At 45.9% G+C, this 24,615-nt stretch carries 22 protein-coding genes; 13 read left to right on the forward strand and 9 right to left on the reverse strand.

The window, feature by feature from the left end:
• The first annotated feature begins 13 nt into the window (after window positions 1-13).
• The gene (locus ACLVWP_RS03285; RefSeq protein WP_413560071.1) at window positions 14-451 is read left to right on the forward strand and encodes a DUF962 domain-containing protein; all 438 of its coding nucleotides are present in this window, start codon (window positions 14-16) and stop codon (window positions 449-451) included.
• A 623-nt stretch (window positions 452-1,074) separates the two neighbouring features.
• On the forward strand, window positions 1,075-1,263 hold the full coding sequence (locus ACLVWP_RS03290) for a hypothetical protein (RefSeq protein ID WP_413560073.1): 189 nt from the start codon (window positions 1,075-1,077) through the stop codon (window positions 1,261-1,263).
• 25 nt (window positions 1,264-1,288) lie between these two features.
• Here ACLVWP_RS03290 and ACLVWP_RS03295 read toward each other — a convergent pair whose 3' ends face one another.
• On the reverse strand, window positions 1,289-1,636 hold the full coding sequence (locus ACLVWP_RS03295) for a hypothetical protein (protein ID WP_413560074.1): 348 nt from the start codon (window positions 1,634-1,636) through the stop codon (window positions 1,289-1,291).
• Window positions 1,637-1,772: 136 nt separating this feature from the next.
• On the opposite strand from ACLVWP_RS03295, the gene rpsD reads away from it, so the two are divergent.
• On the forward strand, window positions 1,773-2,399 hold the full coding sequence (gene rpsD, locus ACLVWP_RS03300; protein WP_413560076.1) for a 30S ribosomal protein S4: 627 nt from the start codon (window positions 1,773-1,775) through the stop codon (window positions 2,397-2,399).
• Window positions 2,400-2,449: 50 nt separating this feature from the next.
• On the opposite strand, the gene ACLVWP_RS03305 is transcribed toward rpsD, so the two are convergent.
• From ACLVWP_RS03305 to ACLVWP_RS03320, 4 genes are all read right to left on the reverse strand, one after another.
• Window positions 2,450-3,229 (reverse strand): hypothetical protein, encoded by a 780-nt coding sequence (locus tag ACLVWP_RS03305; protein ID WP_413560078.1) that lies wholly within the window; start codon window positions 3,227-3,229, stop codon window positions 2,450-2,452.
• A 130-nt stretch (window positions 3,230-3,359) separates the two neighbouring features.
• Entirely contained in the window at window positions 3,360-5,918 is a 2,559-nt protein-coding gene (gene hrpB / locus ACLVWP_RS03310) for an ATP-dependent helicase HrpB (RefSeq protein WP_413560080.1), read from the reverse strand.
• Window positions 5,915-6,571, reverse strand: coding sequence for an SAM-dependent methyltransferase (locus ACLVWP_RS03315; protein WP_413560081.1), 657 nt, complete (start codon window positions 6,569-6,571; stop codon window positions 5,915-5,917). Before ACLVWP_RS03315 ends, hrpB begins: the two co-directional genes overlap by 4 nt.
• On the reverse strand, window positions 6,571-7,299 hold the full coding sequence (locus ACLVWP_RS03320; RefSeq protein WP_413560082.1) for an HAD family hydrolase: 729 nt from the start codon (window positions 7,297-7,299) through the stop codon (window positions 6,571-6,573). The genes ACLVWP_RS03315 and ACLVWP_RS03320 overlap by 1 nt, the downstream gene beginning before the upstream one ends.
• A 90-nt stretch (window positions 7,300-7,389) precedes the next feature.
• Between ACLVWP_RS03320 and ACLVWP_RS03325 the strand changes: the two genes are divergently transcribed.
• The 4 genes from ACLVWP_RS03325 to ACLVWP_RS03340 are packed head-to-tail and all read left to right on the forward strand — an operon-like array spanning window position 7,390 to window position 10,464.
• On the forward strand, window positions 7,390-8,286 hold the full coding sequence (locus ACLVWP_RS03325; RefSeq protein WP_413560084.1) for a phosphate/phosphite/phosphonate ABC transporter substrate-binding protein: 897 nt from the start codon (window positions 7,390-7,392) through the stop codon (window positions 8,284-8,286).
• Window positions 8,283-9,062: a phosphonate ABC transporter ATP-binding protein gene (gene phnC, locus ACLVWP_RS03330; RefSeq protein ID WP_413560085.1), complete on the forward strand. Its 780-nt coding sequence runs from the start codon at window positions 8,283-8,285 to the stop codon at window positions 9,060-9,062. Before ACLVWP_RS03325 ends, phnC begins: the two co-directional genes overlap by 4 nt.
• Window positions 9,040-10,047 (forward strand): phosphonate ABC transporter, permease protein PhnE, encoded by a 1,008-nt coding sequence (phnE, locus tag ACLVWP_RS03335; protein ID WP_413560087.1) that lies wholly within the window; start codon window positions 9,040-9,042, stop codon window positions 10,045-10,047. The genes phnC and phnE overlap by 23 nt, the downstream gene beginning before the upstream one ends.
• A 12-nt stretch (window positions 10,048-10,059) precedes the next feature.
• Entirely contained in the window at window positions 10,060-10,464 is a 405-nt protein-coding gene (locus ACLVWP_RS03340) for an acyl-CoA thioesterase (RefSeq protein WP_413560088.1), read from the forward strand.
• On the opposite strand, the gene ACLVWP_RS03345 is transcribed toward ACLVWP_RS03340, so the two are convergent.
• Window positions 10,382-11,353 carry an alpha/beta hydrolase gene (locus ACLVWP_RS03345; protein WP_413560089.1) on the reverse strand — a complete coding sequence of 324 codons (972 nt, stop codon included), beginning with the start codon at window positions 11,351-11,353 and terminating at the stop codon, window positions 10,382-10,384. The two genes, ACLVWP_RS03340 and ACLVWP_RS03345, sit on opposite strands and share 83 nt — an antisense overlap.
• A 297-nt stretch (window positions 11,354-11,650) precedes the next feature.
• On the opposite strand from ACLVWP_RS03345, the gene ACLVWP_RS03350 reads away from it, so the two are divergent.
• A complete protein-coding gene (locus tag ACLVWP_RS03350) occupies window positions 11,651-12,454 on the forward strand; it encodes a GYF domain-containing protein (protein WP_413560091.1) in 804 nt (267 codons plus the stop codon).
• 37 nt (window positions 12,455-12,491) lie between these two features.
• Here ACLVWP_RS03350 and ACLVWP_RS03355 read toward each other — a convergent pair whose 3' ends face one another.
• Both ACLVWP_RS03355 and ACLVWP_RS03360 read right to left on the reverse strand, forming a co-directional pair.
• Window positions 12,492-14,315 (reverse strand): ABC transporter ATP-binding protein, encoded by a 1,824-nt coding sequence (locus tag ACLVWP_RS03355; RefSeq protein WP_413560093.1) that lies wholly within the window; start codon window positions 14,313-14,315, stop codon window positions 12,492-12,494.
• Window positions 14,308-16,062, reverse strand: a complete 1,755-nt coding sequence (locus tag ACLVWP_RS03360) for an ABC transporter ATP-binding protein (RefSeq protein ID WP_413560095.1) — start codon at window positions 16,060-16,062, stop codon at window positions 14,308-14,310. Before ACLVWP_RS03360 ends, ACLVWP_RS03355 begins: the two co-directional genes overlap by 8 nt.
• A gap of 88 nt (window positions 16,063-16,150) precedes the next feature.
• On the opposite strand from ACLVWP_RS03360, the gene ACLVWP_RS03365 reads away from it, so the two are divergent.
• Together ACLVWP_RS03365 and ACLVWP_RS03370 are read left to right on the forward strand one after the other, a co-directional pair.
• On the forward strand, window positions 16,151-16,885 hold the full coding sequence (locus ACLVWP_RS03365; protein ID WP_413560097.1) for a helix-turn-helix domain-containing protein: 735 nt from the start codon (window positions 16,151-16,153) through the stop codon (window positions 16,883-16,885).
• A gap of 110 nt (window positions 16,886-16,995) precedes the next feature.
• Window positions 16,996-17,853: a murein L,D-transpeptidase catalytic domain-containing protein gene (locus tag ACLVWP_RS03370; RefSeq protein ID WP_413560098.1), complete on the forward strand. Its 858-nt coding sequence runs from the start codon at window positions 16,996-16,998 to the stop codon at window positions 17,851-17,853.
• Here ACLVWP_RS03370 and ACLVWP_RS03375 read toward each other — a convergent pair.
• Window positions 17,785-18,450, reverse strand: a complete 666-nt coding sequence (locus ACLVWP_RS03375) for a TetR/AcrR family transcriptional regulator (RefSeq protein ID WP_413560099.1) — start codon at window positions 18,448-18,450, stop codon at window positions 17,785-17,787. The genes ACLVWP_RS03370 and ACLVWP_RS03375 overlap by 69 nt on opposite strands.
• 176 nt (window positions 18,451-18,626) lie before the next feature.
• On the opposite strand from ACLVWP_RS03375, the gene ACLVWP_RS03380 reads away from it, so the two are divergent.
• Genes ACLVWP_RS03380 through ACLVWP_RS03390 form a run of 3 tightly spaced genes read left to right on the forward strand, consistent with a single transcriptional unit; the run spans window position 18,627 to window position 24,566 of the window.
• Window positions 18,627-20,081 carry a TolC family protein gene (locus tag ACLVWP_RS03380; protein WP_413560101.1) on the forward strand — a complete coding sequence of 485 codons (1,455 nt, stop codon included), beginning with the start codon at window positions 18,627-18,629 and terminating at the stop codon, window positions 20,079-20,081.
• 2 nt (window positions 20,082-20,083) lie between these two features.
• Window positions 20,084-23,308, forward strand: coding sequence for an efflux RND transporter permease subunit (locus ACLVWP_RS03385; protein ID WP_413560102.1), 3,225 nt, complete (start codon window positions 20,084-20,086; stop codon window positions 23,306-23,308).
• Window positions 23,283-24,566, forward strand: coding sequence for an NAD(P)/FAD-dependent oxidoreductase (locus tag ACLVWP_RS03390; protein ID WP_413560104.1), 1,284 nt, complete (start codon window positions 23,283-23,285; stop codon window positions 24,564-24,566). Before ACLVWP_RS03385 ends, ACLVWP_RS03390 begins: the two co-directional genes overlap by 26 nt.
• Window positions 24,567-24,615 lie beyond the last annotated feature (49 nt).

Consider the following 24,615-nt stretch of genomic DNA (forward strand, 5'->3'; position numbering starts at 1 on the left):
CGTCAGAGGTGTTATGAGATCTCTAGAATCTTGGTTTGCTGAATACAGTGAAAGTCACCGCAACTCTCAGAATAAAATCATTCATAAAATCTGCGTGCCGCTGATCTTTTTTTCGGTGGTGGGCATGCTGTTGCAGATTCCAATAAGCTTAGGGCCGATTCGCTTGGGCGAGCTTTTCATCGCGCTGGCACTCGGTTGGTACATGACTTTGGGGCCGCGCGCTTTTGTAGTGATGCTTAGCCAATTGGTGATCTCGTATGTGCTGCTTTATTTTTTAGGTCACTTCATTCAACCGCTCTGGCTTTTGCTTTTGATTATCTTTGTGCTCGCTTGGATCGGACAGTTTTACGGGCACAAGTTAGAGGGTAAAAAACCGTCCTTTTTAAAGGATCTCCAGTTCCTGCTCATCGGCCCTCTTTGGGTCGTGAAAGACATCTTTTTCAAAGAGTAGCTTTCAATTAGTTAGCAATTGCGTCATTAAGTCAGCACTCCTTATCTCAATAAGACCGTCTAATAGGGCCTATTGCTTTAGGCAGATCTGCGTTTGCATTACGGTTTCATGATCGAAAACTAATACTAAAGATGTCGCATGACGCTCCGTGCCTCTGAGATACTAGGGGAGTACCTAACCCATTCGGGCCACACCGGTCTGAATGATTGAAACTAGCACGAAAGGAGTTCGGCTATGAAACAGGTAGAACTAGAAACGGCTCCTACGACCAATACACAACTTGAAAGTACAAGTACTGCTACTCCGGTCCGTAAGAAAAACCGTCGCCGCCGCCTTGCCGCTTGGTAAGGGGCATCGGGCCCTTCCCTGGCTGGGAAGGGCTTTCCTTCAAATCTCTTTTTAAAAATTAGTTTTCGGTTTCGCCCGGTAGTCAGAGGCGGAGGGTGTGGTTTGGAATGCTTTTCTTGGGCACGCCATCCATGGCTCATCAGCGCCGGCTTCGCCGGTTCGCGCATCCAGCGCCGCTGAAGGCCCGGCGAAATGCATTCCCAACCACACCCTCCGCCTCTGCCCACCGTGCGGTCCAAAGTCTCTTTTTCAGAGGGAGATCTAAGAAATCCCGGTTGAAGAAACTAGTGCAAGTGCCGTGGCTGGATTGCCCTGTGGGTTCAGACTTGCCAGCACGCAGTCGACCTCCGTCGGCGCATGGATGCGCGAACCCGCCAAAGGCGGGCGACGGTGAGCCCGGATGGCGTGTCGACGAAGCTGCCGGCAAGGCGGAACCCACAGGGCAAGCCAGTCACGTCACTTGAAGCAATAATCTCCGTTTGAAAACCGTTACTTAGTACAAGTAGCCTCGGTAAAAACCCGATAGTCGCCCTTGTTTTCAGCAACAGTCCATCGGCCTTCTTTGCGGAGGAGGATTCTTTCGGTGTCGCCGTTTGGGGACATAGGGACCCAGCCTTCTTTGAGGTCGGTGTCTTGGGTAAGGAGCTGCTTTTGGCTGCCGTCTTTGTGGATTTCAATCAGCTCTAACGGGCCTTGGGCGCTGGTTTGCTGAATTGTTATGCTTTTTAAATCGGGCTGAGCGATGTCTTTGCAGAATAGGAGCGTCTGGGTCCTGGCTTGCGTTAGCGCAGGTACCGATAAAATCGATATGACGGTAAGTTTTGTAAGACGCTTCATGGATGTTGCATTAGCAAAGGGTTTATGGAATGTTGAGTGAAAATCACGACATATGGAAATACGACAAGGATTGACGTAATACCCGTGTTGTTAGGTTATACCGCGGCAAAAAAGTATAACATAAGGATTTATTAGTATGAAAAGAACAGGTAAAGAAGCTCGCTTCAAAAAACAACGTCGTCTTATGACTGAACTACCAGGCTTGGGTAAAGCTGGTGCTTTGGAAAGAAGACCATATCCTCCAGGTCAACACGGTCAACGCCGTCGTAAGTACTCTGAGTTCGGTTTGCAACTTGAAGAAAAACAAAAAGTTCGCATCCACTACGGACTACGTGAAGAGCAATTCCGCCGTATCATCGGTAAAGCTCAAAAATCTTCTAACACGAACTGGGTTGAGTCTTTGGTAAACCTTTTGGAAAAACGTTTGGACAACGTTGTATTCCGTCTTGGTTTTGCACAATCTATCCCTGCAGCAAAACAATTGGTATCTCACGGTAAAGTTTTGTTGAACGGTAAGAAAGTAAACATCGCTTCTCAAATCATCAAAGTTGGTGACGTAGTTTCTTTGAAACCAGAAGCATACACTAACCAAGTTTACATGGCTGCTAAACAAGCTCCACGTCTTCCACTTCCAACGTTCATGACGAAAGAAGAAAAAGGCGGAGTTGAAACTGGCCGCTTGATCGATGAACCAAACATGGAAGCAGTTCCATTCTCATTCGATCCAGGTCTAGTGATCTCTTACTACTCTCTTCGCGGTTAATTCTGTTAAGAATAGTAAAACTAAAAAGGGAGCTTTCGAGCTCCCTTTTTTTATTGGTTTGGCGTTGGTTTTTTTACGGAGTCATCGTCGAAGACTCCCAGAACATACAGCAGCGTTGCTGTGGTCACCGTCACTCCGGTGCCGATCATTCCGTACTTCACACTCACTTCTTTTTTGATTCTCTCGCTGGATTCGTGAACTCGTCTCATGGTGTTCGGTAAATCGAATTTTCCGACATAATAAACATCGAATGGAACTTTGTTACCAGCTCCATCACGGATGCCATTTTTAAAAATGGCCATGATCATTTCGTGAGGGGAGTAGAACGTTGAATGCTCGCCAGCGATGTACAAGTCACCAGCTTTCGCCATGGCTTCACAAGTGGTTTTGCCGCAGCTAATGCCGCGAGTGTTATCGAACTTCACAAGGGCGGCTTTGCTGATGTCCGCTTTCTTAATACGAATGACGATGCCTGTTTCAAGCTCCGCCATGTGTTCGTTCACTGTGGTTTTAAATCCCAGAACATTTCCGTCAAGGCGAACACTGCCACTGACTAGGTAGGCATGACCAAAGGGAGCAATTCCCAGCAAAAGATCATCCGTTTTACCAATCACGTCTGCCACAAAGGGTTCGCGGCTTTCGGTATAGACATAGCGATAATCGACGGTCACCTTTGGAGCGACATCGGTTCTGCGATATTGGAATTCAGCGACTTTATCATTAAAGACATTTTCACAGGTGCGAGTGGCCAAGGCCTGCGGGCTCAGAATAGAAAGCAGTCCCGAAAGGGCTAAGGACCATAAAGTGATTGTCTTTCTCAATGCGTTCACAAAAGCTCCGTTTTGCGCATCCCTTGTATAGACGTTAGACAGCGAAACCACCTCAAATCGAAGGGTTTAACGCTAAGGATGCGACAGAATTTCTGCAATTTGGAGGAGCAATGAACAGGCCATTAAAGGCCTATTGGCGACGACGACCTTTGGCTTCAGGAGTGCCATCGGCAGGATCTTCCGGCCATTGGTGTTTTGGATACTTGATACGCAGTTCTTTACGAACTTCAGGGTAGCCATTTTTCCAAAAGCTTTCCAGATTCGACGTCACTTGAACCGGGCGGAAGTTAGGCCCTAGCAAGTGAAATGTCAGCGGAGTTTTTCCGAACAGCACTTTGGGAGTTTCCATCATGCCAAAGACTTCTTGAATACGGACTTCAAGATAAGGAGCCTTGTCAGAGGGATAGATCACTTTAATATGGCTGCCACTTGGAACGGTGATTCGGGCTGGGAGCTCTTTGTTGAGTGTGCGAACCAAGTCATTGGGAAAAACACTTTCAAAAAAGAACACCAGATCTTTTTCAAAGACACTTTGAAGTTTCTTTTCGCCCATACTTGCTTGAGTAAAGGCCTCCAATTTCCATTGCTCAACTTGTTCTGCCGTCATGGGAATATCAGACTCGATGGTGCCATTATCAACGTGACGTTGCCAGAACTCCAAACGCTCCCACCACTCTGCAAGCTTTTCGTTGTTCTTTAAAACTAGAGGCCACTTTTCCACTAAGACTTGCGGCAGTTTTGCTTCCACCTCATCAGGGGAGGCGGGAAGAAGAGGGGGCTCTTCCAGCGGAAGGCCGAACAGAGATTTATACTCACGCAAAAAGAACTGACCTTTTTCTTCGATGAAAGTCAGATCACGAATTTTTTGAACTTCGTCTTTGAAATGGGAAAGGATGAACTCTTTAGAAAACCCACAGGCAAGGCTGACGATGGTTTCAGCATCACTGCTGCCTTCAACGCCGTTCAGGGCGACAAAGAACTCAGAAGTCTTCACCAGGGATTCTTGTTGGAGTTTGACGCCGCGGCCACCGACCATCAATGCGCGTTCTGATTGTCCACGACGACGGCACAGGCGATCAGGATAAGCGCGCAGTAAAAGTGTGCGCATTTCTTGATCCTGAGATTCAGGTTTGATGTTTTTCACATCTTCCAATTTTTTCGCTAAAGACAAAATCTGAGAAGCTGATTGCGAGGCCGTTTGCAAAGCCATGAATCCCGCTTCACGCGGGGCTTTCCCTGATTTTTTAAACTGCTGCAAAAGATCCAAGCGCACCGTCAGATCGCATTCTGTTTTATCACCTAAAAAGGAGCTAACAGCTTCGCGACGAATGAAATCGCGTTCCTGTAAAATAGCTGCCAATTCAGATCCTAATTCCAAAGAATTTCTGTCTCCAGCGACTAGCATCAGTTTTGCCAAGCGTACGGCGAGTGGGAAATGCAGAATCTGTCTGCCCAGTCCCGTGATCTTATTGGAGTTATCGATGGCGCCGGAAAGTTTTAAATACTGAGCTGCTTTTTCAATGGCTACAGAGGCAGGTTTTTCAAACCATGCGAACTTTTGGAAATCGCTCACACCTTGGGCTGCTAGGAACAAAAGACTTTCAGTCAGATCAACTCTTTGAATCTCTGCGATTTCGCTTTTGCTGAAAGAGTTTTCATCTATTTTATTCCACAGTCTGTAAGCTCTGCCGGGGAACTGACGTGCCGCACGTCCCGAGCGCTGAATTGCACTTGAGAGGCTGATACGTCCTAACTCTAATCGCGAAAAACCTGTGCGATAATCTTGCTTCATATTTTTCGCAAGACCCGAATCAATGACGCTGTTCACTCCGTCTAAAGTGACCGAGGATTCCGCGATATTCGTAGAAAGAATGATTCTTTGACGAGAACCCTTTTGCAAAGCTCGTCTTTGATCTTCGATATTCAGCGAACCATGCAAAGGAACGATATCGATGCCACGACCTGTGGCCCATTCTTCGATGGCGTTTTTAGCGCGATCAATTTCACCCATGCCGGGTAAGAAAACTAAAACATCTTTGTCAGTTTTCTGAATCGCTTCACGAATAACGGCCGCCAAATTATCAAAGAAGCTTGGAAATGTCTGAAGGATTTGCGAGTTCTTTTGATGGATGACTTCCAATTCAAAAAGTTTTCCCGGTACGCTGACGATCGGGGCTTGTCCCAGATAGCTAGAGATCTTTTCAGCTTCTAAAGTCGCCGACATCACCAAAAGCTTGATGTCGCGGCCAAGCTCTTGCAGCTCACGAATTAATCCTAAAGCTAAATCAACATGTAGCGAGCGCTCATGAAACTCATCCAGAATCACCAGGTCCACATCAGATAATTCAGGATCATCTAACATCTGACGAGCCAGCAAGGCTTCCGTCATGAATACCAGGCGAGTTTTTGCAGAAGTTTTATTGCCGAAGCGAACTTGATAGCCGACTTCTTCGCCGACGTTCCAGCCGTTTTCTTCAGCGATGCGATGAGCGGCTGCGATAGCGGCCATTCTGCGCGGTTCAAGGACGATGATTTTTTTTGAAACGATATTTAAAAGAGCTGGTGGCAGTCTTGTCGTTTTACCCGCACCTGGAGCCGCAGTGAGAACCATGTTTTGGTTCAAACGCATTTGCTCCAGAATTCCTGGGATGAATTCGTCAACAGGAAGACTGATCAGCTCACTACTCATGATGGATAGATCAGCAGCATGAACTCTGCTTTTTCAAAGGGAACTTTTTTAGCGATTTGATCGATGGTGCCCTCAAGATTCAATTCGTCCTCTTGGGACAGATTCAAAGTCAAAAGCATGCGGCGACTTGGGAAATGATCTTTCATGTCCCCAAGCATCTTTTTTAGACGGTAAGGGGTGTCCATCAAGATGATCGCGCGTTTTTCTTTGGTCAGTTCACGCAAAGCTTTACCGCGAGCCTCTGTTTCGGCAGGAATAAATCCACGGAATAAAAACTCATCGATACGTTGGCCGCTCAGTGAAAGAAGCCCCATCAAAGCAGATGCTCCCAAAACTGATTTCACTGGAATATTTTTTTGACGACAGAGGCGAACCAGATCCGCACCTGGGTCGCAAAACCCTGGCGTTCCGCAATCAGTGACCAAAGCTACCATTTTTGATTCACAGATAGGCACCAAGTCCGCTTTATCCGCAGGAGTCGAATGCTCATCAAGAACTTCGTATGTTTTACCCGTGATGCCATGGGCACGCAAAAGCTTGGAGGCTTCCTTAGTGCTTTCGCAAATAACCACTTCGCAGTCTTTCAAGATTTGCAAAGCACGAAGTGAAATTTCACTGGTATCACCAATCGGAGTTGCCACAAGGTACAACATTAGGAGTTCCTTTGATTCAAAACAAAATTCATAATACGCGGAAGGTCCGCTGGTGGTTCTGCCTTGCCAGAGTGGGTGCTGTCAAAAAAAATACTCTCAACGTGAGGGCATTTCGCTCCCATCAGGTTCAAAATTACGGGCTCATTGTCAAAAAAGTAAACTTTTGCATAATTCTGGCGGGCGGGATTCAGGAACCAATCGGTCTTGTATTCCGCATCGTCCATGGATTTATCGGGCTTCACGAACAGATGAGCTCTGTCATTTAGCGGTAAATTCCACTGTTTAAGCTGTGTGGTGGTTCCAGGCTCCATACGGTGAACATCTCGGCCCGTAAGATAAGCAACGTCCGCGCCTTTTGCCATCACTTCGTGCACGTACTCCAAAGCACCTTCGTTAGGTGTGTCGTATTTCAAATAGTCATTGGAAAAGAAATGTTTTCTCCAATAGGAGGAGACGGCTTCCTGGAACTGGGGATGATGTCCATCAAGCCCGGCTCTTTGCAATGCATTGGCAAAGCCCCAATCTGTGTGAGCTGTTTTGATTTTATCAAAACAAGCGACTTGATCGGGATAAAGCTTTTGGTTTTCAGGATCTGCTGCGAAATCCATCAGGATTTGCTGAATGCGGGGACTTACATCAAAAAGAGTCGAGTCCAAGTCAAACACCACAAGGCATTTCTTTCCCTCGGAAACAAGCGTCTGAATGTTGACAAGGATTTGATTGATCATGGCGTCATCGTATCTGTTAGGGTCCAGTTAAGGCAAAGACTTTTCTTAACACAGAAGGAGTCCTTTTATAGACTATTTGCGGAGGGTTCAATGAAACTTCTTTTGAACTGCACACTGTTTTTGTGCGTCTTTGGTATTACCGGTTGTAATCTAAAAAAGGCCGCGTTGGGAACTGCAGAGAACCCAATTAAGTTTCACTTAGTTCCCTCTGTGGATGCCCGAGTTCTTGCGGATAACTCCAAGCTTTTAAAAGAGTACTTGGAAAAATCCACGCCCTATAAATATCAAATCACGATCCCGCAGTCATTTGTTGCTGTGGTTGAATCATTTGGAACTAAAAGAGCCGACGTTGCAGCGATAAATACTTATGGCTATTACATGGCTCACAAGTCTTACGGTGTGCAGGCTCGCCTAACAGTCATTCGCTATGGGCTTGCAACATATCAATCACAGTTCTTGGCGCGCAGCTCAAGTGGCATCAAATCTTTAAAAGATTTTGCAGGCAAGAAAATGGCCTTTGTTGATCCAGCTTCGACATCGGGATACTTACTGCCACTAAAAACTTTGAAAGATAAAAAGATCGAACCTAAAGAAACTGTTTTTGCCATGAACCACGATGCTGTTGTGTCGATGATCTATCAAGGTCAGGTCGATGGAGGGGCGACGTACTACAGTCCTCCTCAGGATGGTAAAATCGAAGATGCACGCCGCTTGGTTAAGTTGCAGTACCCGGATGTGGAGCAAAAGGTAAAGATCGTCGAACTCTCTGAGCCGATTCCTAATGATCCGATTGTTTTCCGCGCAGACATGCCTGAGGAAATGAAAGAAAAAATCAGCGATGTTCTGTTGCAGTGGGTGGCGACACCAGAGGGACGTAAATCCTTGGATTTGATGTTAGGTGCAACCAATTTGAAAAAAACCACCGATGCTGATTACGACAGTGTTCGCGAGATGTTGAAGCAAATGCTTCCGGCGGAAAAAAAATGAGTTCAGATTTTCTGTCAGTACGTAATTTAAGTAAGACCTATCCCAATGGAGTGCAGGCTCTGCGTGATGTCAGCTTTGACGTTGCCAAAGGGGAGTTCTTGGTTGTGATTGGGCTTAGCGGTTCTGGTAAGTCGACATTGATGCGTTGTTTGAATCGATTGCAAGCTCCCACATCGGGCGAGATATTCTTTGAAGGCGCCGATATTGGAAAGTTTAAAAGAATAGATCAGATTCGCGGCCTGCGCCGAAAAATGGGCATGATCTTTCAGCACTTCAATCTGATTCCTCGGCAAAGCGTTTTGCAAAATGTTTTGATGGGAACTCTGGGAGTTAAGAAAACATTGCCGAGCTTGTTAGGGATGTTCACTCCCGCAGATAAGGCCGAGGCTTTAAACAACCTAAAGCTTGTCGGTATTGCTGAAAAAGCCCATCTGCGCGCGGATCAAATGTCGGGTGGACAAAAGCAACGCGTGGCTATTGCGCGGGCGCTGATGCAAAACCCAACTCTCCTGTTAGCGGATGAGCCAGTGGCATCTTTGGATCCGGCGACTTGTCATGTGGTGATGGATTATCTGCAAAAGATCAATCGCGAGCTCGGTATTACCGTTGTTGCAAATCTGCATTTTCTATCTCTAGTCAGAAAGTACGCGACGAGGGTGATTGCCCTGAAAGATGGTCAAATCGTTTTCTCCGGAAAACCCGAAGACATCACTCAAGAATGGTTTCAAAAAATTTACGGAGAGGGAACTCAAGATGTTGCGCCGGATATTCTTTGATGCTTTTACCGCAGCCTTCTTGCTGTGCTCGGCTTCCGTAGCCTTGTTCGTGACCCATGAAGATCAGCTCTTGGATTTGACTCGTGACCTGGTTTTCGTTGTCGCATTTCTTGCGGTGGGTGTGGGCATTGCGTGGTGGCTTAAAAAAATGCAGGTGCAGACTTTGGGCGGCGCCTTGTTTGACAGTCGTTCTAGCAAAGAACCGCAACCTTGGTATCGCACGTTCTGGGGTTGGCAATTTGCCGTCCTTTTAGTCGTGTCGTTTGCGGTCGCTTTAGTTAAGACGGAATTTTCTTTTATCGAGCTTTTGGATCAAAATGGTTTTGCCGGAGCCGTGCGCTTGTTCAAAGGACTTCTGAATCCGAACTGGGAGATCTTGCCTCGGGCTGTTCTGAATATTATTGAAACGATATTCATGGCATTTTTGGCAACTAGCATTGCGATCCCATTTGCATTTGTTCTGAGTTTCTTCTGTGCGAAAAATATCATGCGTGGCCCCGTGGCCTATCCCGTGTATTTGGCATTAAGAACTTTTTTAAATGTTACTAGATCTATCGAAGCATTGATTTGGGCGATTATCTTTTCCGTATGGGTGGGGATTGGACCCTTTGCAGGTATGCTTGCGTTGATGATTCATTCTGTGGCCTCCTTAGCAAAACAGTACTCGGAAATGGTGGAAGCTGTTGAAGAAGGCCCGATTGAGGCGATCGAATCCACTGGAGCTAACAAGCTGCAAACAGTCTGGTATGCGATTGTCCCTCAGGTGGTTCTGCCTTATATTTCATTTACGGTGTATCGCTGGGATATCAATGTCAGGATGGCGACAGTGATCGGACTCGTCGGTGGTGGTGGGATCGGCACAATGCTGATTCAATATCAAGGGCAGGCGATGTGGCGCGAGGTCGGTTGTATCATCGCAGTGATTGCAGTCGTGGTGTGGGCTTTGGATTTAGCATCAGCCCATATCCGTGAAGCTTTGAAATAGAAAGAGGAAACTATGTCACAGTTTGGTTCTTACAAACTTTTGATTCGTGAATCACATATCGATTCTTATGGGCATGTGAATAACGCTACTTACTTGTCATTATACGAAGAAGCCCGCTGGGAAGCGATCACGCCACGTGGTTTTGGTTTTCATGATGTTCATCGCCTTCAGCAAGGTCCCGTGATCCTTGAGGTGAATATCAAGTTCATGAAAGAGATCAAACTGCGTGAAACAATCACGATCACTTCAAGTATCGCTGATTATGAAGGCAAGATTGGACACATGAAGCAACAGATGATCAAAGAAGACGGCACCGTTGCCAGCGAAGCCATCTTCACATTTGGTCTATTTGATCTGAAAGCTCGTAAGATGATTCTTCCCACTCCTGAGTGGAAGAAAGCGTGTGGTCTAGAATAGACTTTCTGTCATCCAGATGATCGATGATGGCAGCTTTCATTTGCTCCCATCGTCGATATCCCACCGAGGCTGGATCAATCATTGCGTGATGAAAAAGTGACTGCCAACTAAAAGGTCTTTTGCGCACGACAAAAGGTTTCCACTGATTCAGCTGATGAGCCTTTACATAATTTTGGACACCAGAAAAGCTGACCAACTCGTCTCGAGGATCATAAAAGAGGAGCGTCGGCACATTTATATTTTTTCTTTTGGTGTGGTAGGTCACAAAGTTTGTGACATCAAATGTTGCCTTGTAAGCTGAAACCGGTGTCCCAAATGAATTCGCAAAGTAGTTATCACGTCTGAATAGATTCGGAATGATAGTCAGCGGATTGAGCTGGTTTAAAATTCTTAAGATAAATGGTGTTCGACGAATAGATAGAGCCGGGGCAAACAAAACCATCTTGTCGTAATGGACCTGTTTGTATTTGCTAGGCAGGGCCACTCCCATCACTCCGCCAAGTGAGTACCCCACATAGTAAAGGGGCATTCCGTATTTATTCGCGTGAGCATTGGCTTGGCAGTAAGCTCGCAGGGCATCTCTTTCCCACATTTCGGCTGTGACCAGTTTAAAAATATTCAGATTGTTGTTGTGCCCTGAAAGCGACATGCGCAAAACATCGATACCTTGATCGCGCAGAATATTTTCGATCGTAGCCATGCGATTGGGATTGTTATTCAAACCGTGAACCACCAAGGCGACACCACGAGCTGGTTGTCGAGGACTCGGTCGCCACCAAGTTTTTGAATCGCTGCCTTTCATTAAGGTCGGGCATGAAGCAGCCAATGTATCGATTGGTAGAGCAAAGAACAGCAGAGAAGAGAGCACAAAATAGAGAGTCTTGCGCATATGGAATTCCCCCACAGGATTTCGGTGTTCTCCAAACATCCTAAGGAAACTTCGTGGACAGTAAACGAACTAGAGTATGTATTTTCGGTAGGCAGTGATTACACCCAGCCCAAGGGCGAGAAATCCGTTTCAGATTTAGAAGGCGAGAACCTGTTTGCGATATATTGCAGAAGACATAGGTCGTGGCTAAAAAATCGACGAAAAATGGTGGAACAATTTCACCTAAATTGTCTAATTTCCAACAGTTAAGTCGAGGGTTTTTTGCGCCGATAGTAATCCCCAAGGAGCACTGAACAAATGGGAAAACAGTATTATCTTTCTAATAATGGGACTCATATCGGACCTTACACCTTTGAAGTTGTCCTACAGAAAATTGAATCCCATGAGCATCAATGGACGGACTACATCTATGATGAAGCCATCGGTGACTGGGTTATGTTGATGGAACATCCTGAATTTTCAGCGAAGGTTTCAACTAAGCCAAGTGCTCGTCCTGAAGCTCCGGCAGCAATGACTATGGAAATGCCAGTGGCAGAAACTCTTAAAGACAAAGAGTGGTTCATCTTGAAGGAAGGCAATAACTACGGCCCTTTCTCTCCAGTTGAAATCGTGCAAATGCTTCAAGAAAAAACTCTATTTGAATACGACTATATCTGGCATGCACGCATGGCTAATTGGGCACGTGTTGCAGAGGTTGAGGAATTCACACCGGATAAAATCCGCGCGATGAAACAATCTTTGGATACAGGCTTGGCAGAGATTTTCTTCCGCCGCCGTCATGCTCGCGCTTCTTATGGTGCAAGTTTGATTGTTCATAACAACAAAACAGTATTCCGTGGCCAAGCATTGGAAATCAGTGCGGGTGGTGCGGGTGTTATGATCGATAATCCGAATTTGCAACCGGGGCAGTCGTTGTTCTTGCACTTCCAGCCAGGTGATGGTGTGCCTCCGTTCAATGCTGTCTGCCAAATCGTTAGCAAACAGTACATCAAGGACCTTACTCCGCGTGGTACAGACACTGTACGCTACGGTGTGAAGTTCACAACGGTCAGCCAATCTGTGCGTGAAAGTATCAAAAACTTCACAACAAAAGCAGCTTAGTTTTACATTTGAAATTTAAGAATGAGTGGCAGAGAGTCTAAGACTTTTCTGCCACTTCTGTTTTTTCGCTAGTCTCAGCGATCAGTGGAGACTTGGCTCCCGCTGATGCGAATTGATAGTACATGCCTTTAGCCGCCATCAATTCGTGGTGGCTGCCGACTTCAGCAACTTCACCTTGATTCAGAACGACGATGCGATCGCATTGTTCAATCGTGGAAAGACGGTGGGCAATGATGATGCTCGTGCGGCCTTTGGTGATTTCGCGAGTCGCTTCCTGAATAATGTGTTCGCTTTCAGAGTCGATGTTCGCTGTCGCCTCATCCAAGATCAAAATATCAGGGTTGAATGCTAGGATGCGAGCAAAGGCGATCAGTTGGCGTTCACCGACTGATAGATTGGCTCCGCGTTCATCCACCGGGCTATTCAAGTCACGGCCTGTGCGCTTTAATAAGCCCATATAGCCCGTTTTCTCGCAGGCCGCAGCAATCTGTTCGTCACTGACTCGTGGATCGCCCAGACCGATGTTATTGCGAATATTGCCACGGAAGATAAAGTTGTCCTGTTGAACAACTCCCACATGGTGGCGAATCTCTTCGCGTGCAATTCGTTCAACCGGGATACCATCAACGAAGACAGTTTTTTCCGGAGCATCGTAAAAACGTTGAAGCAACGAGATGAATGTCGATTTACCGCTGCCAGTACGACCCACTAGGGCGATAGACTCACCTGGTTGGAAGTGCAGGTTTACGTTTTTAAGAACGTAAGGCAGGTTTTCCTCGTAACGGAAATTCAAATTGCGAATCTCCAAATCACCGCGCACCATTTCGGGTTTTTGCAGGGAATCGAGTTCGTATTCCTTATGCTCATCCATCAAAGTAAAGATACGCTCGGCACTTGTCAGAGAGTTTTGGAACTGTTGGTATTTCTCCAAGATCTCACGCAAAGGTGGGATAAAGTCTTGGATGTTCATTAGGAACGCAATCAAAGAGCCAATCGCAATGGAATTTTCCGCACTCATCACGCCACCGAAATACAACGCGGAAGTAATAGCCACCGCATTGAACAGATTCATGATCGGTTGCATAAGTGCATAGGCATAAATCGAACGCATATTCGTATCGCGATAATCCGTCGACAGATTTGCAAAGCGTGAACGATTGCGGCTGACGCGATTGTACAGTTGGACAACTTTAATGCCATTCAAGTTTTCTGCTAAGAACGCATTGATGACAGAAAGCTTTCTTTTTTGCTCGTGCAAGATCTCGCGGATCTTATTGCTCAGGTAAAAAGACGCCCAAATAAATAGGGGAGCCAAGAACAATGAAACCAACGTCAGCTTCCAAGAAATAATCGCAAGTGCCACCACAACCGAGCAGATCACGATGAATTGTGTGAAAACCGTGATCACACCTTCCGTAAAAAGCTCACCCAAAGAGGCCACGTCGTTCGTCAAACGTGTAACGATACGGCCTGTCGGAGTCTTGTTGAAAAACTGCAGAGGCAATCTTTGCACATGGTTCATCAGATCTTCACGCAAATGGAAGAGCATGCGATTTCCGAAAAGTTGAAACAAGAACGCATTCGAGAATGAAAAACATGTGCGCAGAACTTCTAGGCCCAAATAAGCAAAAGCCACATGGGTGAAAAGCTCGTAGTCCTTGCCCTTCACACCATGGTCAATAGCATACCCGATCAAGGCTGGAACCAAACGCGCCACCAAGGCTCCGCCAAACACGGCAAAGATCGCCATGAACAGCAAAGATTTTTCTTTGCGGGCGTAAGGCCAAAGGCGTTTAAATAAAACGGGATAAGTAACTTTGGTTTTAACCAGGTCTTCGTTCATGAAGTTATCATTACTCATGATTCACCTCCTGACCTTGGATGCTGACAGTTTTTTGGAATGTCGGGCTCACTTTTAAAACTTCATCGTATGTGCCAAGGGCCTCGACCTCTCCATCACGCAGGATCAAAAGCTTATCCACCGTTTTCAGTGAAGACAGACGGTGAGCCACGATAATACGGCTCATGGAGCCTTTGTCTTTGCTAAGCTCATTTTCAATCGCTTTTTCGGTGCGTGTATCCACAGCACTTAAAGAGTCATCGAGGATGAGCACCGGAGTTTTCATGATCAAGCCACGAGCAATCGTCAGACGTTGTTTTTGACCGCCTGATAAATTCACGCCACGCTCACCCAATTGCGAATCGAACTGATGGGGCAGTGATTGAATTTCGCGAGTTAGATCTACGGTTTCAGTCATACGCAAGATATCTTCGTCAGCGGCACGGGCAGACAGACCAAAGCTGACATTTTCAGAGATGCTTTCGCTAAACAGGAAGGCCTCTTGAGGAACGAGCAAGAATGTTTTGCGCAAAGACTCCTGAGTGATGTCTTCTAAGCGATGTCCGTTCACCAAAATCTGTCCTTCACTCAATGGGTAAAGGCGAGTCAAAAGATGCAGCAGCGTGGTTTTACCAGCGCCCACAGGTCCCATAACCCCCAGGCTTTCGCCAGCTTTCAATGTGAAAGAAACATTCTTCAGTGCATACACCGAAGAGCTTTGATGTTTGTAAGAGACATTTTTAAATTCAAGGCTTTCAAATTTTGTCAGTTCGATTTTTCCATGGTCAGGAATATCGGTTTCCGTTTGTAGGACGTCTTTGATGCGATCAAAGGAAGCATAGCCTTTTTGCATCATAGAAATACCCATACCCAGTGCCGTCATTGGCCACACCATCTTTTGGATATAGCGATGGAAGGCAAAGAAGGTACCGATGGTCACGGCACCTGAATAGAGATCATCTTTAGCGATGAACAGTAAGATCACGCTTCCAGAAGTCACGCCGAATTCCATCACCGGGATAAATAGGGCATCAACCTTTGCAACCTTATTGCAGGCTTTTTCAAAGGCAGAGCTCACGCCGTTAAATAACTGCGTGCGATTGTCCTCTTGAGAGAAACTTTTAATCACGCGAATGCCGCCGACGGTTTCTTGTGCCACACCAGTTAGTTCAGAAAAACGATCCTGTTGAATTTTATAATTCGTATGGATCAACTTCATCACTTTCCAGATCATCAAGGGAACCAGCGGCAGGAAGACCAAAACCTTCCAAGTCCATGACCAGTTCATCATCACCATGATCGGAAAGACGATGGCGATAATGATCACGCCATCAGCCAAAATCAAAAGACCCGGCCCGATCGCTTGGCGGAAGGATTGTACGTCGTTGGTTAACAGACTCATCAATTCGCCCACTTGGTTTTTGTGGAAGAAGTTCGGACCCAACGAAGTTAAGTGACGGAAGATCTTTTGACGGATGTGTTCAGCTGCATAGGTATGGAATTTACCAAAGAAAGCACGCCATCCCAGACGCGTCACGGAAAGGCTTGCCATCACCAAGGCAAAGACAGCGCACATCTTTGTGAGCTCGCTCATCGGAGCACGGGCTTCAATGCTGTCGATGATTTGTTTCATCACCAGCGGATAAATTCCGTCCAAAGCATTTGTGAACAGCAAAAACAACATTCCTAGGCTGAAAGCGCGGGGATTGTTTTTGATATAAAATAAAAGGGGACGCTTATAAAGAAGGGCGTTTTCTGAGGGCTGCATCGTCGTAGACTCTAATGAATATAAGGGAAATCGACAAGGGATTTGCGTCAGGTACTAATATACAGTACTCTTATTCCCGGAGGCTGACATGTCACAGATAGATCAGTTTTTAGCGTCATTAAAGCGTTCTTTGAAAGCCAAGAATATTCTTTATCGTGATTTGGCCAAAGCCCTCAATCTCAGCGAATCCAGCGTAAAGCGCATCCTTTCCAGCAAAAGCCTCAGCCTAGAGCGTTTGGAGGAGATCTGTCGCGTTGCTGATTTGAGTTTTTCTGAAGTCGTAAAGTCGGCCAACCTTGAAGACGGCACTCAGGTTTATCTTTTAACAGACGAACAAGAGCGCGCTTTGGCTGAAAACCATCGATTGCTTCATTACTACATGCTGCTTCATGACGAGCGCACTCCGCAGAAAATTGAAAAAGAGTATCAGATCAATAAAGCTGAAGCGCAAAAGTATCTGTTCCAATTAGATCGCTTGAATCTGATCGAGCTTCATCCTCGCGATAAAGTGAAATTTAAGCGCCAAGGTTTCTTGCGTTTCCGTCGTGATGGGCCGATCGGCCGCGCGTTGTTCGAGCAAATGAAGGCGACTTATTTGATGTATGATTTCAAACCAGAAGACTTCGTGCGCTTTACGCTCATCAAAATCAGTCCTTCAACATTAGCAAAGTACAAAGGTAAACTAGAAAAGCTAGCTATGGAAATGCAAGAGGACTCGCGCTTTGATACTGAACATAACGCCGCGACGGTTGATGCGGGCGTTCTAATGGCCTACCGTCCGTGGACCTATTCCTACATGGGTGCAATCAAAAAGAAAGACTAGGGCTCGCCCGCCAAAGCTTCAGCGACGGCGGGTTTGTTTTATCTCAAAAGCGGTGGTGTGTCGGTGTTCCGTGGTTGCAGTGGATCGCGGGCTTTGCCAACCTGTGACCTATGAGAATTTTCAGTTTCATATCTCTGACAGTTATTGGCAGTCTGATCGTGTCCTCGATGGCGTTTGCCTCCTATGGTCCAAACTCCATGTTCAATCGTAAAACCAAATCAGGCCAAAATCTTTACCAAGTAATTCTCCAGCAGGGTGTGGCGGGAGAGTCTGTTAACTTGTTGTTTAGAATGTTCGACTACAATTACGGTCGTATTCCCAACACTAAAACAGCCGCCATTGTGGATTACTCCTTAGACTCGACAGAAAAGCGTCTTTACTTTCTTCATCTCGACACGGGAGTTGTTGAAAGGTTCTATGTCTCTCACGGAATTAATTCTGGAGTGCTAGAGACTCGCAGTTTTTCAAACCTGATGGATTCATGGAAAAGCTCACTTGGTTTCTATTATGCAAAAGGCAGTTACAACAGCGCGAAGAATGGTCCTTCATTAAAATTAGAAGGCATTGATAATTCCAACAACAATGCGAAAGACCGCCTCATCGTTTTGCATGGAGCGAAGTATGTCAGTGATGATTTTATTCAAAGAAATGGACGCTTGGGATGGAGCCAGGGATGTTTCGCGGTGGCTTTGGACGTATTGCCGACGCTTTTAAACTCTCTGCAAAGTGGAAGCTTGTTGTTGTCATATCATCGTGATCTTTGGAGAGATGCTCGTCAGTATCCGAGTGAGCAAGATCTGACGGGGAGTGAGATTGTTCCTCCTGGTGTGAATGCGACGATCACACCAGAGGAACAAGTTGATCCAACAACGCCCGCAGATGAGGCGCGGGAGCTTGAGTTATTTCACTTCAATTCTGTTGGCAACGCCGTGAATGAAGAAGTGAAGCTTCTCTCTAATCTTTTCTAAATCAGTTCCCATTAGAATCTTGTCGAAGAACATGGCTCCATGGAAATACGTATCGAAGATTTCCATCATGCTTTGTATATCGGCGTCCTTATCAACTAAGCCCTTGGCTTTTAGAGTCTCTAATCTAGAAACTATTTGTGGGATGTATTGATTGATAGGAGCGATTTCACGAATGCGTTTTAAAAACTTTGGATCTACAAGACATTGGCCCAGCACGATTTTAAAAAACTCCTCGTCCTTTTGGCAATGATGAGCAAACATAGAATCCACAAGTGCAATGAGCTCTTCACGAACAGTTGGTTGAGGTGGGTAAGTTAACTCACCGTGATCTTTTTGACTGATATGACTTTCAATCAGTGCAAAGAGCAGCCCCATTTTGCCGTCGAAATAGCGGCCAATGAGTGATTCGTTTACCTTGGCTTTATCAGCGATCATACGTGTTGTGGCGCCTTTAAAACCATATTTTGCGAAGATGTCTTCAGCAGCTTTAAGCAGGCGTTCTTCGGATGCGGATCTATCTCTTTTTTTAGGCTTAGATCGAGACCCGGTCTCTTTTTGATCCGGTATTTTCGAATTTAGTTGAGATGTATCGTCCATTTTGAGCTCCTGAGTTAACTTTCTAAAGCTTGTAAGCAGTTGAAAGTACTTGTCAATAGTAAATGTATCATAAAAAAGGTACGTCCACAAGTAAGTAATTGCTTGAGTACTTTGTAAAAATGCCGTAAAAGTATGTAAGTAAGTGATTACTTATTAGTGAATCAGGAGACTGCCCAATGATGAAATCGGGTGAAGCTAAAAGAGATAAGTGTTTTGTACTACGAGCTGCTGCAGCTTTCTTGTTGATCGGCATCGCCGCAACAAAGGCTCAGGGGATCACTTTGGATCAATATCTCGATCAAGTGAAAACAGACAGCAATAGCTATAAAGGAGCTACAACTCAGGCGGAGGGTAACAACCTTGAGGCCCGCGAAGCTGATTTGTTGTTCACTCCTAAACTTTTTGCGGAATTCAACACAGGTCACGATGGCAAACCAAGCCAACCTAAAATGTATGACCGTGTGAATACGGAAACTTATAGTTTAGGTATCCAACAACAATTCGAATTTGGTCTCCAAGGTAAGTTGTCTTATCAAATGCAAAAAACGACATTTGATAATGCCGGTAACGCCTTCACAATGTCTAAATATTGGGATGCAACTCCGAAGCTTGAGTTAACGATGCCTGTTTGGGGTGGTGGCTTCGGTCGTACAGCTCGTGCGAATGAAGACTTGATCCGCCAAGGTAACTACGCGGAACAATACCAAGCTTCGTATCAATCTGTGGCGTTCCTTGCGCAAGCAGAGGCCGCTTACTGGAAATTGTCTGCTTGGTCTGATGTTGTCAGAATCCAAGAGGCAGCATCTAAAGCCGCTCAAGATATCTATAATTATGTAAATCGTAAAAGAGGCATGAACTTGGGTGAGCAAGCGGACGTGGTTCAAGCTCGCGCGTTAGTTGAAGCCCGCGGTTTGGAACTGCAAGTTGCTCGCAATGAACAACGCGAAGCTTTGCGTAACTTCAATAAATTTTTGAACAAACCTGCAACAACTCCGGTGGATAACCTTGAGTCAGTTCAGTACGCAACTCTTGAGAAAATCACAGTGCCGTCAAGCCGCCCAGGCGAACGTTACGATGTGAAAGCTACTCAAGCTCAATTGCAAACTGCGAAAGCAAACGCAACTGTCGCTAAAGAGCGCAATCGTCCAACTTTGGATATCTATACGACATATAACTTGAATGGTCGTGACGATGCCTATGATCAAGCGATGAAAAACGCGGGTTATACTGATACGGATACTGCTTACATCGGTCTTCGTTTCAACATGCCATTGAATATCGGTGCTGCTGGCGATGCGAAATCAGGTGCTGATAAAAACGTGAAAGCAGCAGAATACAATCGTGAGTATGCTCTTTACGCTCAAGAACAAGATTGGATCAATCTGACTCAAAACTTGACGGATGCACGCGACAACTTGGTGTTGTTGGGTAAAATCGAACAAGCGCAAAAAACTAAATTGGACGTGGAAAGAACACGTCTTCGCCAAGGTCGTACGACAACGTATCAAGTGTTGTTGTTCGAGCAAGATTACTCTGCGGCTGCTTTGAGCCGTGTGAAATCTGCTGCGAATATCTTGGCTCTTCAAACTCAAATCAAACTTTACCAAGCCTCTCCTGAGGAAGGGAAATAGTCATGAGCTTACCTAAACTATCCATTAGCAGACCAATTTTCATTACGTGTATTACGATTGCGATCGTAATCGTGGGTTGGGCCGGTTATAAATCCATGCCCGTGGACTTATTCCCTGACGTTTCCGTTCCAGTTATCACTGTGCAAACAGTTTACCCTGGTGCAGGTCCTGCCGAAATCGAGACACTGGTTTCTCGTCCCCTAGAGGACGAAGTCAGTACTATTTCTGGTATCAAACGTATGACTTCCAAAAGTATGGAAGGCGTTTCTCAAGTTATCGTTGAGTTCAACTCGGAAGTAGACGTTAAGTACGCTGAGCAACAGATTCGCGATAAAGTGAATGTGGCAAAACCGAAACTTCCAGATGAAGCTGAAGACTCCGTTATCAAAAAATTCGACCCGTCTGATACTCCAATCATGATGATCGCCCTTGTTGCTAAAGGCGAAATTGGTTCAGCAGAGCTTTACGATATCGCGGATGACGTTATCTCTCCTCGTTTTGAACAAGTTAATAACGTAGGTGCGATTGACATCCTGGGTGGTCGTAAAAGAGAAATCCACGTTCTTTTGGATCGTAAGAAATTAAAAAATCGTGAGATGTCTGTTTCCCAAGTTGCAGCTCAAGTGGGCGCAATGGGTGAAAACATTCCATCTGGTAAAGTAAACCAAGGTGGCCAAGAGCTGACATTCCGTGGTTTGGGTGAGTTCAGAAATACCCAAGACGTTGCGGATACTCTAGTTAACCTTTACGGAAATGAAGTACCAACACGCGTTTCAGATCTAGGTGTTGTTAAAGATACACTAGAAGACGAAAAATCCCGTGCCTTCGTGAACGGTGAAAAAGCGATCTTCTTGCAAGTTTATCGTCAATCCGGTTCTAACACTGTTAAAGTTGCCGATGACGTTTTGAAACAAATGAATGCAATGCAACCGGAGCTTCAAAAGCTTCCGGGTAATCTTGAATTGCGCATGATCAACAACGCTTCTCAAAAGATCAAAGACAACTTGTATGACGTGAATGAGACAATCATCATCGCGATCATCTTGACGGTTATTACGGTGTTCTTCTTCCTAGGAAGCCCTCGTACAACTTTGATCACTGCGGTTTCATTGCCAGTTTCCTTGATCGGTGCCTTCATGTTGATGAAGCTTGCGGGCTTCTCGCTAAATATCATTTCGATGTTGGCATTGACGTTGGCCGTGGGTCTTCTAGTGGATGATGCCATCGTTGTCGTGGAAAATATCTATCGACGTATGCAGTTGGGTGAAAACTCGCTAGTAGCTGCGGAAAAAGGAACAACAGAGATCCAAATGGCCGTTATGGCGATCTCTCTGGTAGTTATCGCTGTATTCTTGCCAGTTGGTACGATGTCAGGAACTATTGGTCAGTTCTTGAAACAGTTCGGTTTCACGATTGTATTCTCGATGGTGATTTCGTGGTTCGTGGCGATGACGATCATCCCGATGTTGACTGCTTACTTCGCAGGCGAAGGCCATGGCGGAGCTGCTGGTCACGGTGATCACAAGCCAAAAGGTATCTATGAAAATACTTTGGGTCGTATGGTTCGTGGCTTCGACCGCTTCCAAGCGATGCTTGAGAAATATTACGAAAAGCTTTTGAAACTGACTCTACGTCATCCAATTATGACGATCGTAGCGACTTTGGCAGTCTTCTTCTTGTCGATCTATACGGCGACAAAAGTTCCAGGTGCCTTCGTACCGGATGACGACGCGGGTGAGTTGAGTGTGACTCTTGAAATGGCTCCAGGTACAAGCTTGGATGGTATGCAAGTCGTTGCTGATAAAGTGGATACATTCTTGCGTAACGAACCAGCTATTGAGTTCACTACCAAAGTTATTGGTAATATTTACGGTGAGCCGAACAAGGCCACTTTCTATGTAAAAATGAAAAACGTTAAAGGCAGAATGAAAACGGAATTGTTCCGTGATGAGCTTCGTAAAGAATTAGCTCAGTTCTCCGACGCAAATCCGGTAGTAAAAAAATACGATGCTACGGGCGGTATGGCGCAACAGCCAGTCGTTTTGAATATCATGTCACCAGATCCAAAAGACCTGGAAAGCTCCGCAACGAAATTGATCGCGGCATTGAAAGCTGATGCACGCTTTAAAGACGTCGACTCGAATTTCCGTCCGGGTAAACCAGAGTTGCAAGTTGAATTGAAACCAGGTGCTGCAAAAGCCTACGGTATCAATACAACGACAATGGGTGGTGAGCTTCGTGCGCAAGTTGAAGGTTTGACGCCTGCAAAATTCCGTGAAAAAGGTCGCGAATATGAAGTTCGTGTGCGCTTGTCGGATGAGCAACGTGACTTGAAAGCAAGCTTTAATGAAGTCTTCGTTCCGAACGTGAATCGTAAGTTGGTTCGCTTGAAAGACGTGGCAACAGGAACTCTGTCTTCCGGTCCGGCTTCGATCGATCGTATGAATCGTGCTCGTTATATCCAGGTCACTTCGGCGTTAGCTCCAGGTGTGGGTCTGTCGACAGCGATTGCGGACGTGATGAAAATGACAACTGAAGGCGAAACGAAATTCCCTCCAAGTGTTCGTGTGAATCTTGGTGGTGAGGCGGAAAACCAAGCAGAGTTGGCTGGTTCAGCAGCGATGGCCCTAGGCTTCGCGGTGTTGTTCATCTACTTGATCTTGGCTTCGCTTTACGAATCGTTCATCACTCCGATCACGATCATGGTGGCCTTGCCACTGGCATTGTCGGGAGCATTCTTGGCATTGTTCTTAGCAAATCAGATGATGTCGATCTTTGCGATCTTCGGTCTGTTCATGCTCATGGGGGTCGCAGGTAAGAATGGTATCTTGCTGGTCGACACAACCAATCAGTTGATGGCGGAAGGCAAATCTAGAGCAGACGCTCTGGTTCAAGCCGGTAAGACACGTCTACGTCCAATCTTGATGACATCATTCGCATTGATCGCGGGTGTTATTCCGGTTGCAATTGGTTTGAATCCGGCATCAAGAACTCGTACTGCTATGGGTTTCGCAATTATCGGTGGTATGATTTCATCGACAATTCTAACCCTAATTGTGGTACCGGCCGTATTCACCTACATTGATCGTTTCAGAGTTTGGGCAAATAAAGTGGGCAGCAAATTGACTTCTGCCTCTAAAGAAGAAACGTCTCACGAGGAAGCCACGGCTGGCGCACCACGCGAAAGTGGAGTCAGCGACTATGCGGTTACAGCACCCGAAAAGTAGTGAGAAAAAAATAGTTATTGTTATCGGTGGAGGTTTCGCGGGATTAAATGCCGCGAAATCTCTGGCCCACGAAGACAAAGTTCACGTCATACTGATTGATCAGCGTAATCATCATCTGTTTCAACCTCTTCTGTATCAAGTAGCGACTGCGGGCCTTAATCCATCGGATATTGCCGTGCCTATTCGCGCGCAATTTTCTAAAGCCGATAATGTGGAAGTTCACTTGGGCCGTGTTCAGGGCGTGAATCTGCGTGAGCAGGTTATCTACGCTGATGACCATGAGCTTAGTTATGACTATTTGATTATCGCAGCCGGCGCACAGCACAGCTATTTTGCAAATCCTCAATGGGAAGAGCATGCACCAGGTTTAAAAACTTTGGAGCAGGCGACAGAGATTCGTCGTCGTATTCTCTCTGCCTTTGAAGAGGCTGAGAATGAAATTGATCCAGTTAAGCAAAAAGCTCTTTTAAACTTTGTTGTGGTGGGTGCAGGTCCCACAGGTGTTGAGCTTGCTGGAGCCATAGCTGATATCGCAAGAACCGTACTGGTGAAAGATTTCAATCATATTGATCCTGCGAGTGCGCGCGTATTGCTCGTCGAAGCAGGACCAAAAATTTTAGCGTCATTTAATGAAAAACTCTCACAACGAGCAGCGCAGGATTTAAAAGATCTCGGCGTTGAAGTTCGCATTTCATCGCGTGTTGATAGCATAGATGAAAATGGAGTGAGAATTGCGGGAGAATTTATTCCTTCACGCTCTGTGTTTTGGGCAGCAGGAGTGCAAGCTGCGCGCATGGAGTTCACTCCTGAGGTCGAAAAGGATCGTGCTGGCAGAGTTGTCGTCGGAAATGATTTCTCAATTGAGAATTTCCCAAACACATTTGTGATTGGAGACATGGCGCATTTCCGAATTTCCTCAGAAAAAATTCTTCCAGGTTTGGCACCTGCGGCCATGCAATCTGGCAAATTTGTTGGTAATGTGGTACTCCAAAGCATCGAAGGAAAAACACGCGGATCCTTCTCGTATCTTGATAAAGGTCAAATGGCCACTATCGGGAAACGCAAAGCCATAGCGGAGTACGGCTCCCTGAGAATGACTGGAGTCATTGCATGGTTAGCTTGGTTATTCGTTCATGTTTTATACCTGATCGGATTCAAAAACAGAGCATCGGTGATGGTCGAGTGGACGTGGAGTTATATCTTCTCTAAGCGCGGCGCCCGTTTAATTACCTCGAAAGATTGGAAACTAAAAAACTAACACAACTTTAACTAAACCGATTTTTAAATGTAACAATATTAGAAGCAAA

It is taken from the genome of Bdellovibrio sp. HCB209 (genome assembly GCF_047306065.1).
In the GTDB taxonomy this organism is placed as follows: Bacteria; Bdellovibrionota; Bdellovibrionia; order Bdellovibrionales; family Bdellovibrionaceae; genus Bdellovibrio.

Excerpts from the sequence above, each read along its gene's own strand:
- ACLVWP_RS03285 (WP_413560071.1), top strand. The coding sequence starts at position 14 with ATGAGATCTCTAGAATCTTGGTTTGCTGAATACAGTGAAAGTCACCGC.
- ACLVWP_RS03295 (WP_413560074.1), bottom strand. The coding sequence starts at position 1,636 with ATGAAGCGTCTTACAAAACTTACCGTCATATCGATTTTATCGGTACCT.
- rpsD (WP_413560076.1), top strand. The coding sequence starts at position 1,773 with ATGAAAAGAACAGGTAAAGAAGCTCGCTTCAAAAAACAACGTCGTCTT.
- hrpB (WP_413560080.1), bottom strand. The coding sequence starts at position 5,918 with ATGAGTAGTGAGCTGATCAGTCTTCCTGTTGACGAATTCATCCCAGGA.
- ACLVWP_RS03315 (WP_413560081.1), bottom strand. The coding sequence starts at position 6,571 with ATGTTGTACCTTGTGGCAACTCCGATTGGTGATACCAGTGAAATTTCA.
- ACLVWP_RS03320 (WP_413560082.1), bottom strand. The coding sequence starts at position 7,299 with ATGATCAATCAAATCCTTGTCAACATTCAGACGCTTGTTTCCGAGGGA.
- ACLVWP_RS03325 (WP_413560084.1), top strand. The coding sequence starts at position 7,390 with ATGAAACTTCTTTTGAACTGCACACTGTTTTTGTGCGTCTTTGGTATT.
- phnC (WP_413560085.1), top strand. The coding sequence starts at position 8,283 with ATGAGTTCAGATTTTCTGTCAGTACGTAATTTAAGTAAGACCTATCCC.
- phnE (WP_413560087.1), top strand. The coding sequence starts at position 9,040 with ATGTTGCGCCGGATATTCTTTGATGCTTTTACCGCAGCCTTCTTGCTG.
- ACLVWP_RS03340 (WP_413560088.1), top strand. The coding sequence starts at position 10,060 with ATGTCACAGTTTGGTTCTTACAAACTTTTGATTCGTGAATCACATATC.
- ACLVWP_RS03345 (WP_413560089.1), bottom strand. The coding sequence starts at position 11,353 with ATGCGCAAGACTCTCTATTTTGTGCTCTCTTCTCTGCTGTTCTTTGCT.
- ACLVWP_RS03350 (WP_413560091.1), top strand. The coding sequence starts at position 11,651 with ATGGGAAAACAGTATTATCTTTCTAATAATGGGACTCATATCGGACCT.
- ACLVWP_RS03355 (WP_413560093.1), bottom strand. The coding sequence starts at position 14,315 with ATGAGTAATGATAACTTCATGAACGAAGACCTGGTTAAAACCAAAGTT.
- ACLVWP_RS03360 (WP_413560095.1), bottom strand. The coding sequence starts at position 16,062 with ATGCAGCCCTCAGAAAACGCCCTTCTTTATAAGCGTCCCCTTTTATTT.
- ACLVWP_RS03365 (WP_413560097.1), top strand. The coding sequence starts at position 16,151 with ATGTCACAGATAGATCAGTTTTTAGCGTCATTAAAGCGTTCTTTGAAA.
- ACLVWP_RS03370 (WP_413560098.1), top strand. The coding sequence starts at position 16,996 with ATGAGAATTTTCAGTTTCATATCTCTGACAGTTATTGGCAGTCTGATC.
- ACLVWP_RS03375 (WP_413560099.1), bottom strand. The coding sequence starts at position 18,450 with ATGGACGATACATCTCAACTAAATTCGAAAATACCGGATCAAAAAGAG.
- ACLVWP_RS03380 (WP_413560101.1), top strand. The coding sequence starts at position 18,627 with ATGATGAAATCGGGTGAAGCTAAAAGAGATAAGTGTTTTGTACTACGA.
- ACLVWP_RS03385 (WP_413560102.1), top strand. The coding sequence starts at position 20,084 with ATGAGCTTACCTAAACTATCCATTAGCAGACCAATTTTCATTACGTGT.
- ACLVWP_RS03390 (WP_413560104.1), top strand. The coding sequence starts at position 23,283 with ATGCGGTTACAGCACCCGAAAAGTAGTGAGAAAAAAATAGTTATTGTT.